General features: G+C 34.6%; 14 protein-coding genes. 10 read left to right on the top strand and 4 right to left on the bottom strand.

All coding sequences use genetic code 11. The features are described from left to right. Positions 1-10 precede the first annotated feature (10 nt). The 4 genes from rimP to ACN5L8_RS00145 form a co-directional block, all read right to left on the bottom strand. Positions 11-526 carry a ribosome maturation factor RimP gene (gene rimP / locus ACN5L8_RS00160; protein WP_115363906.1) on the bottom strand — a complete coding sequence of 172 codons (516 nt, stop codon included), beginning with the start codon at positions 524-526 and terminating at the stop codon, positions 11-13. 157 nt (positions 527-683) lie between these two features. After that, a complete protein-coding gene (locus tag ACN5L8_RS00155; RefSeq protein WP_120404659.1) occupies positions 684-1172 on the bottom strand; it encodes a GNAT family N-acetyltransferase in 489 nt (162 codons plus the stop codon). Between the two features lie 18 nt (positions 1173-1190). Next, positions 1191-1676 carry a hypothetical protein gene (locus ACN5L8_RS00150; protein WP_412473260.1) on the bottom strand — a complete coding sequence of 162 codons (486 nt, stop codon included), beginning with the start codon at positions 1674-1676 and terminating at the stop codon, positions 1191-1193. Positions 1677-1714: 38 nt separating this feature from the next. Further along, a complete protein-coding gene (locus ACN5L8_RS00145) occupies positions 1715-3001 on the bottom strand; it encodes a helix-turn-helix domain-containing protein (RefSeq protein ID WP_115363912.1) in 1287 nt (428 codons plus the stop codon). Positions 3002-3212: 211 nt separating this feature from the next. Between ACN5L8_RS00145 and thrS the strand changes: the two genes are divergently transcribed. From thrS to ACN5L8_RS00095, 10 genes are all read left to right on the top strand, one after another. Beyond that, positions 3213-4955, top strand: coding sequence for a threonine--tRNA ligase (gene thrS, locus ACN5L8_RS00140; RefSeq protein WP_419171943.1), 1743 nt, complete (start codon positions 3213-3215; stop codon positions 4953-4955). A gap of 39 nt (positions 4956-4994) precedes the next feature. Beyond that, positions 4995-5984: a D-alanine--D-alanine ligase gene (locus tag ACN5L8_RS00135; protein WP_419171942.1), complete on the top strand. Its 990-nt coding sequence runs from the start codon at positions 4995-4997 to the stop codon at positions 5982-5984. Between the two features lie 18 nt (positions 5985-6002). Next, positions 6003-8852 (top strand): aminotransferase class III-fold pyridoxal phosphate-dependent enzyme, encoded by a 2850-nt coding sequence (locus tag ACN5L8_RS00130; protein WP_419171941.1) that lies wholly within the window; start codon positions 6003-6005, stop codon positions 8850-8852. After that, the gene (locus ACN5L8_RS00125; RefSeq protein WP_412473258.1) at positions 8846-9925 is read left to right on the top strand and encodes a C45 family autoproteolytic acyltransferase/hydolase; all 1080 of its coding nucleotides are present in this window, start codon (positions 8846-8848) and stop codon (positions 9923-9925) included. Before ACN5L8_RS00130 ends, ACN5L8_RS00125 begins: the two co-directional genes overlap by 7 nt. 26 nt (positions 9926-9951) lie before the next feature. Further along, on the top strand, positions 9952-11145 hold the full coding sequence (locus tag ACN5L8_RS00120) for an aminotransferase class III-fold pyridoxal phosphate-dependent enzyme (RefSeq protein WP_419171940.1): 1194 nt from the start codon (positions 9952-9954) through the stop codon (positions 11143-11145). An 8-nt stretch (positions 11146-11153) separates the two neighbouring features. Next, positions 11154-11846, top strand: coding sequence for a CoA transferase subunit A (locus tag ACN5L8_RS00115; protein WP_115363923.1), 693 nt, complete (start codon positions 11154-11156; stop codon positions 11844-11846). 3 nt (positions 11847-11849) lie between these two features. Further along, a complete protein-coding gene (locus ACN5L8_RS00110) occupies positions 11850-12479 on the top strand; it encodes a 3-oxoacid CoA-transferase subunit B (RefSeq protein ID WP_419171939.1) in 630 nt (209 codons plus the stop codon). 202 nt (positions 12480-12681) lie between these two features. Further along, positions 12682-13020 (top strand): hypothetical protein, encoded by a 339-nt coding sequence (locus ACN5L8_RS00105; RefSeq protein WP_115363927.1) that lies wholly within the window; start codon positions 12682-12684, stop codon positions 13018-13020. After that, positions 13001-14218, top strand: a complete 1218-nt coding sequence (locus ACN5L8_RS00100) for a hypothetical protein (RefSeq protein ID WP_334678702.1) — start codon at positions 13001-13003, stop codon at positions 14216-14218. Before ACN5L8_RS00105 ends, ACN5L8_RS00100 begins: the two co-directional genes overlap by 20 nt. Next, positions 14209-14457 (top strand): hypothetical protein, encoded by a 249-nt coding sequence (locus ACN5L8_RS00095; protein WP_419171938.1) that lies wholly within the window; start codon positions 14209-14211, stop codon positions 14455-14457. Before ACN5L8_RS00100 ends, ACN5L8_RS00095 begins: the two co-directional genes overlap by 10 nt. The last annotated feature ends 15 nt before the right edge of the window (positions 14458-14472 follow it).

The following is a 14472-nucleotide window of genomic DNA, read 5'->3' as shown; positions in this document are numbered from 1 at the left end:
ACCTCAATAGTTACACTTCTGGTTCAAGTGCTACCTTATTAATATCATTTAAATTTAATTTTAAATCAAAGTCACTGTCGAGATTAACTTCTATATAGTCATCTCCAACATCATTTAAAACACATAAAACTTTCTTAGTATTGGCAGTTTTTTTATCAAAGTTCTCACCTTGAAATAAGTCACCAAACTTCTTATTTAATTCAACGAGAATTCTTTGTCCCTTACTTAAGTCAAAGTGTTCTCTTGTTTTAATTTTACGAAACATTCCAGGAGAAGATACTTCTAAGACAATATCATCTGGTATCCAGTCAGCACTCTCCATAGGCTCACTAAAAGCACGATCAACTGCCACACAATCTTCGATCACTGCAGTATTCGTTTCTTTATTCATTATATAAACGCGTAAAGTTTTTGAACCTTTTATATATTCCATATCGTAAAGGTAGTAACCAGCTTCACTTACAATAGCTTGTGAAAGCTCGTAAAACTTCTTCTCTATACCTTTATATTCAACATTTAAATTCATTAAAATGTGCCTATTAATAAAAAAAAAGGGTAGCACTAATAAGTCTACCCGATTATATCTTGTTAAAAATTTAACTAATCGTTATTTACCCAGATTTTAAAAAAAATTATTCTAAATTTCTAAGTACCTATTAATTATCAGACATTTTGAAATCTTGTCAAGGTTTGTCACAATCCTGAACGCCCTGCATTATTACGGCCGAGTTACCATTTTGATAAAACCGCTTTTTTATATGAATCTGTTTAAGGCCCATTTTTTGATAAAATCCAATCGCACCATCATTATTCTCCTCTACTTCAAGGTATATATGAGGTTTACTGAAGCCTAACTCTACTGATGCAACGTGACACATTTGCTTAAATAGGGCCAAAGCTAACTTACGACGTCGGAATTTTTCATCGACAACGATTTTATAGAGATGGCAGAAATCTGGAGAAGACAGTTCAAATACACATAAAGATATAATTTCTTTTTTATTATTTTCTAAGGATTCTTGCCACAAGCAAACAATATTTCTTGAAGAACCTGCAAGCTCTTTCCAAACTTTCTTAGACCATGACCATTTAAAATGATCAGATTCAAAGTCTGATAACTTATCAACCATCTGTTCATCTAATTTGGCCAAGTATTCGAATTGAATTTTCATATTTCGACTACCTAGACCTTATAGAAATAGACGTGACTGAATATCTTTCAATATATGCGTACGGTAACTTGTTGACCTTTTCACAAGGCTTTCTGGAGTTATTATGTCTTTATTATTAATGAATGATTTATAGCGCTTTGCAAGCTCAAGATTTGTATTAAAGATTTGCTCGACAGTTTTTCTATAAGCCTTGGGAACCTTGCATTTTTCAAACTTCGGTGTTGATAAAAACTCATGCTCCAAGCTTAACAACTTCCCTATAAGCATTATCTTTTTAATTCTTTGTATTTGAGAGTCATTTGGTACCAGTGGAGCGGCTTCTACACCTTCCTGAGTTGAAAGTTTTCCAACTAATTCATAAAAATAATCTTTGTTCTTATTTTCATCTATAGAGCATTTTGAATACTGATACGCTTTTAAGAGGAAATTGGCTTCCTTGGTAAAATATATTTTACCATTTATAGAGAAAAGGGCCCTTTCTCGAAGGGCCCATGTATTTGTCATAAATAAAATTGAAATATAAATTAAAAATCGCATCTATTTTAAACTGGAGAACTGATATCAACGTTTGCCACGGCTTTACCAGCAGTAAGCTTAGTCTCCATTTGGTAGCGAATCTTAACATCTGGATTGAAAGTATATCCGTCTTTTCCGCGAATAATATACTTTCTCTTCGTATTACTATTATCTTTAGGTTCAATTAACTTTCTTAGACGAGAAATCGAAGTATAGATAAGCTTGTCGTGAATTAATGGATTGTACTCATCTTTCCAAATCTCTCTAGCAAGATCTTCTTTATCAAAGAAACTTCCGCGATTCTTAGCTAATAAGAATAGGATCTCTAGTAGAACAAAACGATGTTTGAAATCAATTACACCAATATTCTTCTCTTTTACTTTTCTATTGTTACGATCAAGGTAAATATCAACACTTGAATCATTAACTTCATGAATCTCGGCATCAAGAACATTTGTTAGACGCTTAAATGTCGTCGAATCAACGGCTTGCTTTGCTAGGTTATAATAAAGAGTTGCTCTATCGTAATCACCTTTAACTTTTTGAACCTGTCCAATTCCTAAAAGAATATATCCGTATAGGTTCCAGCACTTCTTATTTTGAAGGGTAATATTTGCAAGATTGAAATGCTTTAAAGACGCTTCAATATTGCCTGTGGCCATATGAATTTTTCCATATGTCATATGCATTGAACCACCTAAATACTCTTTATTAATAATTTTTAAAAGATTATCTAGTTGTCCCATATACTCGAGAGAAAGTTCAAATTGACCTCTGTTAAATGCATTATTTGCTAAAGCTAATAAGCATTTAGAGTGAAGATCAGGATCATTTTCCTCTTTAGATTTATTATAAGATAAGTCTAGGTCTTGATATGCTCCATCGAAGTCAGTTCGATATGACTTGATAAGACCTGAATAATAGAAGTATTCAGCTGATAGGCTTCCTAGATTCTCTTGAAGGTCATTAACAATGGCCTCACTATGTGAAATATATTTTTCGGCTTTTTCATCCTCTAATTTCTCGGCCGCAATACGAATGAGAAAACTTAGAATTTTTAAAACACGGTAATTATCCTGAGGACATTCAGCACAATCGATAGCTTTAAGAAAGTTTACTTCCGCCTTGTTAAGATCGGCCTTATCATAGTGAAGCTTACCAAGCTGGTAGTAAGCCTTTCCGACTTCTAGCTTAGTTAAATTATCTTGAGTTGGAATTAGCCCTTCACCAGAACCGACAAAGCCTAGAACATCTAAACTTGCTGATTCTTTTTGATTACTTGTTCCAGATTCTTGTCCCCCGACAATCTGCATATTTAACTCCCTATCGATTAATTTTCACGTTATTTGCTGTGAGAATTTTGTGGAATCTTACCACAACAAGTTCATATCATGTCATCATGCTACAAGTCAAAACAGTTCATTTTCATTAAAATATTTACACTCAAAATATTGATGAACCCTTTAATTATTTGATATTATGTGCATTTAAAGGACAAATTTTAGGCTTATTTACGGAGATTCAATGGCCAAATACGATTTAGATACTATTAGACACTCAAGCGCTCACCTTATGGCCCAAGCAATTTCAAGACTTTACCCAGATTCTAAAGTTCAATTTGGGGTTGGACCTGTTATTGAAAACGGTTTTTACTACGATATTTTAATGGATCAAACCCTTGGTGAAGATGATCTACCTAAAATAGAAGATATGATGAAAACCATCATTAAAGAGAAGCTTCCTATTGAAAGAAAGGTTATGAGTCGCTCTGAGGCTATCGATTTCTTTAAATCAGAAGGTCAAGATTTAAAAATAGAATTAGTAGAGGCCATACCTGAAGATGAAGAAGTTAGTTGTTACACTCAAGGTGAATTCATTGACTTATGTCGAGGACCACACGTTGAAAATACAGCAGATCTACCACAAGGCTTTAAATTACTAAGTATCGCAGGTGCATACTGGCGTGGTGATGAGAAGCGTGAAGTTATGCAAAGAATTTATGCAGCCTGCTTCATGGATCGCAAACAACTTAAGCAACACCTTATGATGCTTGAAGAAGCAAAAAAGCGTGACCATAGAAAATTAGGAAAAGAATTACAATTATTCCACTTTGAGCCTGTTGCTCCAGGTGCACCGTTTTTCATGCCTAAAGGTGCAATCATTGTAAATGAACTCACAAATTATATTAGAAGACTTTATCGTCTTTATGAATATGACGAAGTTATCACACCTCAAATCCTAGATAGTGAACTATGGCATACATCTGGTCACTACGAACATTATAAAGATGATATGTTCTTTTCTAAGATTGATGAGCGTGAGTATGCAGTAAAACCAATGAACTGCCCATGTCACATGCTAATGTATAAGCATTACAAGTATAGTTACCGTGACTTACCTCTTCGCTATGCTGACTTTGGCCGTCTACATAGAAATGAAAAAGCTGGGGCCCTTGCAGGTCTAACTCGCGTACGTTCATTCTGCCAAGATGACGCTCATATCTTCCTAGCACTTGAGCAGGTTCAAGAAGAAATTCAAAAGACAATGAAGATGATCTTCACTGCTTATGAATTATTTGGTTTTGATGACATTACAGTTAACTTATCAACTCGTCCTGAAAAGAAGGCCGGGGATGATAAGACATGGGATATAGCAGAGAATGCTCTTGAAGAAGCTTTAAAGAACTCTGGACATAAATACGTTATCAAAGAAGGTGACGGCGCATTTTATGGACCAAAAATTGATATTGAAGTAGCAGATGCAATTGGACGAAAGTGGCAATTGGGTACAATTCAACTTGATTTCCAACTACCAGATCGATTTGACTTGAAATTTACAACAAGTGATGGCGGCGAAGAAAGACCAGTTGTAATCCACCGTGCCCTACTAGGATCTCTTGAAAGATTCTTTGGTGTATTCACAGAGCACGTTGCCGGAGCATTCCCTTTTTGGATGGCACCAGAGCAAATTGTAATCGTTCCTGTAAATGAAGATGCGCATGGACAAGCAGCTAAAGAGCTTAAAGACATGCTCTTTGCTGAAGGTTATCGTGTAAGAGTTGATGATAGAAATGAAACAATGGGATACAAGACTCGCCAAATTCAAAAAGCAAAAGTTCCATTTATGTTTGTTCTTGGTGATCGTGAAATTGAAAACAAAGCTGTTTCAGTTCGTAAGCATGGTTCAAAGAAGTCATTTAACTGGTCTCATGAAGAGATGCTAGAAAAATTAAAAATGTTTGATAGCGAAAAATACCCTAAGGCATAAGCCTTAGGGGTCTTTTATATTTATTAAAGAGAAGGTTCCATGGAAAGGAAGAACGTCTTAATCATCTGCGGAGGTGGCTCCTCAGAACATGAAGTTTCATTGAGGTCAGCTCAATATATTAAAGACCAAGTGAGTCTCATAAAAGAGCTCAATCCAATCGTTGTTGAAATGGACAAGGATGCTAATCTAACCCTTAACGGAAATAAAGTTAGCTTAAACGGACAAATTTTAGAAACAGCAACTGAGCGCCCTTATATCAATTACGTTATTCCAGTCATACACGGCCCTCCTGGCGAAACAGGTGAAATTCAATGCTATCTAGAGATGCATAAGCTTCCTTATTTAGGACCTCGTCATGAAGGCAGTAGTATTTGTTTTAATAAAGTCACAACAAAGTTGTGGTTTGATCTACTGGGGATAACCAATGCTCCATGGAAAGCAATACACAGAGGTCTTCCTTTTGAGTTATCAGAAATCAAAGAGTTCTTTAAAGAATCAAATAATGATGTCTTTATAAAGGCTGCTAGCCAGGGCTCATCTGTTGGTTGCTATCACGTTACAAAGTCTAGTGAGATTGAAACAAAACTTAATGAAGCTTTAAAATATAGTGACGATGTGCTCATAGAAAAAACACTCAAAGGCAGAGAGCTTGAAATTGCTGTATTTGAACAAGATGGAAACCTCCATGCATCAAGGCCAGGTGAAATTATAAATGATGATGATAAGTTCTATGATTATCAACAAAAATATAGTGATGATTCTCACGCTAAAACATTAATTGAAGCTCAAGACCTAACAAGTGAACAAATTGCTAAGATGCAAAATATCGCTAAAACAGCATTTAAGTGTCTTAAGCTTAGACACTTATCAAGAATTGATTTCTTCTTAAGTGATGGAGAAATATACTTAAATGAGATTAATACATTTCCTGGTATGACAAGTATTTCGATGTTTCCGAAGATGCTAGAAAATACTGGACTGAAATTTAGTGATTTTTTAAAAGAGAAAATACTTAAAGAAACGAGATAATTAAATCAAGGTTAATATATGGAAGTAAAACTAATAAGTAGTAAAAGTCATGAACACGCAAAGAAGAAATTATCATCTATGTATCAAGATAATTTCACCCCTGCAGAAAAGAAGGAATATATTCCTGCACATAATTTTTCTCAAGGGCCCTACTTTGCAATGGAAACGGATAAAGAAGGTCATCCTGAATACTTATTAGATGCTGCATCACAAATTGCAACCTTAGGACTAGGCTTTAATGCAACTCCACTCTTTGGAACATTAATGCACCAGAGTGCCTGGACAGGAAATTATCAAGATTCAACATTTTTAGAGATTGCGCATTCTTTTGAAAAGCTACTTCAAAGAAAGGCTTCAAATAAGAAGTTAAAGGCCGTTTATGTTAATTCAGGAGCTGAGGCCAATGAAACAGCACTTATAATGGCCTATAAAAGCAGATACAACAAAGATGCAAAGAAGATTATGGCCTTTGAAGGTAGTTTCCATGGACGTTTTCTCTCAACTCTTTTTTCAACATGGAACCCTGCCAAAAGAGAACCATATCAAATTCCAGGACATGAAACGACTTTCATTAAATACCCGGAAACAAAGAGCGACAACTTTATCCTTGAACTAGATAATGAATGGTTAAAGCTTTGGGAAAACCCATACGCAAAAGACTTTGATACAAAATTAGATAAATTTAAATCAAATGCTGATGACTTACTAAAAAGTGAAATCGACTCACTAGAAGAGTTGAAACAAGCATTCCAAAGCGGTGAACATTTTGCAATTCTAGTAGAACCAATGCAATGTGAAGGTGGAGACCGCTACTCGACAAATCGTTTCCACAATGCACTTAACTTACTTGCAAAGTCATATAAAGTAGCAGTCATCTATGATGAAGTGCAGACAGGTTTTCACCTAGGACTGGACTTCTTCTGGCATCGTACATTTAACCTTAAAGACTCTCAAGGCAAACAACTCAATCCAGAATTCATCACTTGTGCTAAAAAGGCACAAAGTGGAATTGTCTTAACAGAAAATCCATTATGGCTTAATAATGAATTCCAAACATCTTCAGTAATTCGTGGCTACTATCAGGCGATAGCTCTTGACCAAAATCGACTTAAGATTAAAGAGATCCAGGATTATACAAAGGAAAAGCTATCTAAACTAGTAAGTGAATGGGAACAATTATCTGCTCCACGTTGCTTTGGACTCGCATTTGCTTTTGACTTATCAAGCAAAGTCGATATTCCTGCATTTATTAAAAACAGATTTGACCTAGGTCTTCTCTACTATCAAGCAGGTGAAAACACGCTAAGATTTAGATTAAATACAGCATGGACATTTACTGATATTGACTACTTATTTAATGCTATTGATGAGATTGCTAAACGTGTTTATAAGGGTGAACATAATCAGATCGAATTCAAAACGAAGAAAGAAGTTAATATCCAAAATGAATATAAGTGGCATGAACAACTTATTAAATCTCTACAAGGAAAACTTGATACAAATGAAGCAAAAAGTTTTTCAAATGAATTCTTCAAGGACACTTTCAACGCTACCCTGATTGATATTGATAAGGATAACTTCAAAAAGTATAAAGGCCAAATTGAAGAGATACAAAAAGCGATCTATGAACCAACAAGACAAACAGAGATAGAGAAGTTTGAAAAAATAGCGAAATGCGATGACTCTGTGGCCATAGGGCTTCTCTCTGAAGATGAAGAATTAATAGGTATTTCTTTTGCAGGCAAAATCTCACACTTTCCACACGAAAGTGGACTAAGACTATTAAAGCACTTCAATAATCCTAAAGCACTTTATATGCTAGATACAACGATTGTAAAAAAGCGCCAAACAAACGGCATGGGAAAATATCTCAAGTATGCCCTTTCAACAATTGCAGCATCTTCAGGCTTTGAATATATTTATGGAAGAAATAGAGATATTCACGCAGGCGCCATGCTTTCAATAAATTGTTCACTTGGTGCAATTATTGAGACCATTCTTGAAGAAAACTACCTAGACGATGAAGATTTCAGAGATGTCATTATTTACCGTCAAAACCTTAAGTGGAATAACGAAAATGTAAAACTATCATCTTCACCTATTTTAAACACTCCCTCATTTAATGATATGGGAACATTAGTTAACAAAGTATGCCTATCTAATTTTATAGATGAAAGCTTCATGAGTAATATGAAACACTTTAAAGCGATTGCGCCAAAAGAGCTCCAACATTTCTTTAGTGCTAGTGGACATAGCGAGTGTGTGGACAAGATATATAAATCAATTCTAATAAAGAATGGAAAAAAGAGAACAAAAGTACTTTCTCTTGATAATGACTATTTTGGTAAACAAAGTTTTATGTCAGCGACACTATCAGGAAAAATAGACTTCTATCCAAATGCTAAGGCGCAAAGCTTAGCGGTTCTAAAAGAAGAACTTGATAAGGGAGAATACCTTGCTCTTTTCATTGGTGATCGTCTAGAAGAGTTTTCGACACAAGAGCTTAATGAAATTATTGAATATTCTCACAAAAATGCAACAAAAGTTGTATTTAACGAGAGTGTTTATTTTCATAAGAACAAAAAAATGCTTAGTGCTGAAAACGGGATTACTCCAGATGCGAGCTATATCCACTTTGGAGGTCAGATAGGACTTTGCATGTTAAAAGATGAAGTCTATGAATCAAAGCCATTGATGATGATTTCTACTTGGGATGGAGATGCATATGCCCTGGCCCAAGCCTATCAATACTTAACATCAAACACACCTAAGAAAGAATTCAAATGTTTTGAGGACATCTCTTATGAATTTGGCCTTAAGGCACCAAGCGACTTTGGCAACTCAGGAAAATGGTTCTTCACATGTTAACAGACTTAAATCTACCAATATTTAAGTACGAGAGTTCTGACCCATACGAAAATGGACTACAACATGGGAAGGCTTACAAAGAGGCAATCAAAGAACTTGTTAAAATTAGAACAAACTTACTTTTAAAGAGGTCTCCTCACCTAGAAAATAAACTAGATGAATTCGCAAAAGAACAATTTCGTTTTACGAAAGATTTCTCAAATGATTTGGCCCTTGAGCTAGAAGGAATAGCAGAAGGGAGTGAATGCTCATTAACAGACATTATCATCTTAAATAATTATACAGACTTTCGTGATATCCAATTACCAGATGAAGGATGCACTGCAATCTCTTATATCGGAGATGATATAAGCCTCGCAGGCCAAACTTGGGATATGCACCAAAGCGCAAAGAACTACTTGATGATAATTGAGGTTCACAATGAATCAACGCAAACAAAAGAAATAATCTACACAGTATGTGGCTGCCTCGGGCTTATGGCAATGAATAGCTACGCTCAATTTGTTGGTGTCAATAATATAAATGTGGTGGATGGTGAAAATGGTATTATCTGGCCTGCATTGATAAGAAAGTTGTCGACATTAAAGACTCAAAAAGAAGTAATCGATACCCTAATGAACGCAAAAGTTACTTCAGGTCATAATTATTTAATAAGTGATGGCAGTAATGCCTACAATTATGAAATCACTCCCACTGTTAAAGAGATTGTGCCTCCACAATCTGAAGAAATAATCTTTCATACAAATCATTGCCTTAATGAGAGAATCATAAGTGTTGAAGACAAGAAAAATATAAGTAAAACAACACATAAGCGATATGAACTTGCAAAGAAATACGCAAAACAAATTACAACAGAGAAGGCCATGTTTGACTTTTTAACATCTCATGACGGCCACCCTATTTCAATTTGTTCACACTTTAGCCCAGAAGGTGCCAACGATCCTTCACAAACTTGTGGTGGAGCACTCTATAATTATAAAACACAAATACTAAAAATATGGCGAGGCTGTCGAGAATACGATGACAATTATCGCTACGTAGAAATACCTCTACCACTTGTGGATACGAAATAGGTCACAAGAAAAAAAGTGAGATTTAAATGGGGCATCGAAAATATTTTCATACTTGGTCAAATCAAAATAACCCCAAAGTAATTGAGCTAAAAGACACTTTCGAATGGGGTTATACAACTCCAAGTGATGATAAAATATTTGATCTTTCATCAGGAAGTTACCATCAATCATTTGGTCTTAAAAATAAACAATTAATCGATGCCTTAATCCATCAGCTTAATGAAATCCCAATGGCCATACCGAAAACAGAATTCACTTTAAAAACAGAAGTGTCACAGAAGCTAGTTGATAGAATTGGTTTTGATGGACGTATTTTCTACACCCTTTCAGGGGCAGAGTCCAATGAGAATGCTCTAAAGATAGTAAGGCAATTTACTAAAAGGGAAATTATTCTTTCTTGTGAGAATTCATATCACGGAGCAACTTCTGGCTCACTTGCCCTTTCTGGTGATTGGCGTAGAGATGCATTAGGAACGTCCGCTCCAGGACAGGCCTTTATCCCTAATTTTTATAATGATCCTGACCTAGAAATAACGAAAAAGATAATTAAAGATATTGGCGCAGATAACATTGCAGCAATTTGCCTTGAGACTATTACCGGTGGAAATGGTGTCTATATTCCTCCAGTGTCTTATTATATTGAACTAGAAAAAGTATGTCGCACCAATGATATAAAAATAATTCTAGATGAAGTAATTTGTGGTTTCGGTAGAACAGGAAAAGACTTTGGTTTTCAAAATTATCCAATTAAGCCTGACTTTATTACATTTGCAAAATCTATATCAGGTGGATATTTTCCGTTTGGCGCAACATTTGTTTCTGAAGATATTGCATCTTTCTTTGACAGTGAGGTTCTATCTTGTGGATTGACTAATGCCTCCCATCCAATTGGCCTTCGCCTTTTAGATGAAGTTCTAAATCTTACAAAAGATGCTAACTTCCAAAATACTTTAAAAGAAAATATTAATCTTTTGAGTCACTTCAAAGATAAACTTATAAAACTAGATTCGGTCTCAGAAGTTAGAAGTATTGGAATGCTAATGGCAATTGAACTCAATACAAATGAAGACATGAGAGTATTTTGGGAGAATTGTTTAAATAATGGTTTATATATCAATACAACTAGGAATATGATTATTTTATGTCCCTACCTTAACTACCCTAATGACCTTCTAGAAGATTGTTTAGAGAAACTTTTAAATATAATACAAAATAAATAAGGAAGCTTATGTATAGTAAAATATATGACAATGCCAAAGAGGCTTTAAGTGATATCACAGATGGAAGTACTATTATGAGTGGTGGATTTGGCCTATGTGGTATTCCAGAAAACTCAATTAACTACTTATCCACAACAAACCTCAAAGACCTAAAAGTTGTTTCAAATAATATTGGAAACTCAGGAAGAGGCCTAGTAAAACTTTTAAAAAAGAATATGATCTCTAAAGGATATTGTAGTTACGTAGGAGGGAATCCTGACCTTGAAGAGGCCATGTTATCTGGAAAAATTGAAATTGAACTGATCCCACAAGGTACGTTAAGCGAAAGAATCCGTGCCGCAGGTATGGGTATTCGAGCTTTTTATACACCAACAGGATATGGTACAGAAGTCGCAGAAGGAAAAGATATTAAAGAATTTGATAGGCCATGTATTTTAGAGCATGCTCTTCATGCAGACTTTGCAATAATCAAAGCCCAAAAGGCCGATCCATATGGAAACCTCTGGTTCAAAGAAACTGCTAGAAACTTCTCTCCCCTAATGGCAATGGCAGCAAAGACGACGATTGTAGAAGTTGAAGAGATTGTTGCTCTTGGAGATATAAGGCCTGAGGATGTCCATATTCCAGGAGTCTTCGTTCAACGTGTATATCTTGGAAGTAATTATGAGAATGCAATAGAGTTCTTAAAGGTTAAGGAGTAAATCATGTGGACAAAAGAAGAAATGGCAAAACAAGTTATTAAGCTCTTTGATAAGAATTCAACAATCAATTTAGGAATTGGTCTCCCAACGGTTATCCCAGATCAACTACCTAAGGATCACCCATTTATTATTCATAGTGAAAATGGCGTTCTTGGAGTTGGAGACTCTCCAATAAAAGACAATGTTTCGGCCACTCTTATTAATGCTGGAAAAGAAACTATTACTGTTGAAAAAGGAGCAAGCTTTTTTGACAGTTCAATGAGTTTTGGAATGATACGTGGTGGACATATAGACTTCTGTGTCTTGGGTGGTATGGAAGTTGATATTGAAGGTTCACTTGCAAATTGGAAAATACCAGGAAAGAAAATCACTGGTATGGGTGGTGCAATGGATCTTGTAAATGGCGCTAAGAATTTAATCGTTATGATGAAACATTATAGTAAGTCAGGAAAGCCAAAACTTCTTCCATTATGCGAACTTCCTTTAACAGGAAAGAATGTCGTTCACTATGTAGTAACAGACTACGGTAGCTTTAAAATTGAAAAGAAAAAGTTTAAAGCTTTAGAACTAGCTTCTAATGTAACAATTGAAAGTCTTAATAAGGATTTTTCTTCAGATATATTTATTGAATAAATTAGATAAAAAAAGAGGGCCCTGCAACTGGCCCTCCAATTTTTCGGCTTCATGCCTATCTCTTGCTACGACATCCTGTCGACAATTAAATTATAACGCACAATAATGAAAAAATCAGAAAAAAAATAAATGGGTAAACATTTCCATTTACCATAAAGGAAGTTTATAATTAGACGTGATCACACAAACTTAAGAGGAATAGATGAGTATTTTCAACAGGAATAAACATAAGCAAACTTTTACTTATTTTATACCAACTCCACCACAGCGCTCGACACCATATCAAGAACAGGCCTTTGACCTAGTTACGAAGACGCTAAACAGGAAAAATATTCCATTTAATATCAAACATACGGCAGTAAATGAAAGAGGATTATGGATTATCATTGAGCTATTTGGAAAAGAAGAGAATCTAACAAAGATTATTTCTGATTTAAAAGAAACAATTAGCACTAATATAAAAAAGAATGAAAATGATGATTTAGAAATTTACTACGAAGAACATGAAGAGTTTCATAAAAATGAGAATTACAAAGCATAGAAAAAAATTCACTTTAATTCTCTCACTAGTAAGCTTCTTTTTTTTAATAGGCTGTTCAGAGGTTGAAAAGAAGTTAAACGATACACAAAGTTTAAATACGGTCTGTCCAATAATAGAGTCAAAATCAAATTATCTTTTGGAAAACCCTCGAAATATCTCAGAGGCCCAGAAATTGATTAGTGCTAAGAGTAACTCTTCACAATATCGAAATCAGATACTAAATTTTAGTTTGGCCCAACTCTATCTTTCGCCACACTCTACAAATTTAAATTCACATACTCTATTCTTTGCAAAGATTAATGGTAAAGAAATTTTTATCAACAGTATTCCAGATGAGACTTACGAGTTCTCATTTATAGCTGCACTAAATGAGTTGGCACAACAATTAAAAAAGCCAATCTCTTTAAAATCACGACTGAATTTAGTAGAAAAAAATATAAGTGAATACGTCTATGCTTCAAGATCATTAGAAGAATTCATTAAAAACAACCAGGCCCAATTATTCAAATCAAAACCATTGAAAAAAATGTATTTTAGAGGAGCACAGGGAATAAGAGAGAACGAACTCTTTCGTCGTCTTGACTACTTAAAAGACTATAATCTTTTAAAACGAAAAGCTTCTCCAACAAAGAATAAAACAAACTTGACCTCTGCTCATCTCTTTACAAGAGATAATTATAGCTGCTCATTTGATTCTAAAGTGTTTAATGCTGATATTATGATCTTAAAGAAACCAGAAAAAGCTTATCATAATATATTCTCACACTATAAAGACAAGAATAATTATATTATTGGTGTTACTTCATCTGTTCCTAAAGTAGACAATTCAATTAACGAATTTCTTTTTCAAAAATCCAACAATGACAGCTACACTGCTGCATGTATGACAAAGGACCAACGTAACCATTCTATTTTCTTGTTTATGAATGGCATAACATATAATGCCCAGGTTCTAAACCGACTAATAAACTCACACTCACAAGTCACAAATGCAAAAGACTTTATGGATACAAAAAGATCATTAATGCTGACTAATCCAAAAAGAAAAGTCTCTGAAATCTATGGTATAAATCGTGTTAAAAATAATAAAGAGGCCCAATACTACATACCAAGCCTTGGGAGACTCACAATTTTAGAGCAAGGTGAGTTCCTTAGCACTTTCAATGACCCAAGAAACAAGCAATTAAAATGCAATTGATAACTTTATATGGACAAGCATCCAAAAAGAAATGGGTTATTGAAGTTAACGATAAGGCTTCATTGGACTTAACTATACTAGAGTTTTTAAGATCGCATAACTTTCCAATCGCCTCTAGTTGTGACGGCGAGAAAGTCTGTCAATTATGTACCATTAACGAAGGACTTCTCGCTTGCAATGTACTGGTAAAAGATATTATTACGAAGTATAATTCAATAATAACAATCACATACTTATAACAAAGGGATAAATCC

This window comes from Halobacteriovorax sp. (assembly GCF_048381875.1).
Taxonomy (GTDB): Bacteria; Bdellovibrionota; Bacteriovoracia; order Bacteriovoracales; family Bacteriovoracaceae; genus Halobacteriovorax_A; species Halobacteriovorax_A vibrionivorans.
The sequence above is the reverse complement of the archived record's forward strand: the minus strand, read 5'-3'. Positions and strand labels throughout refer to the sequence as shown.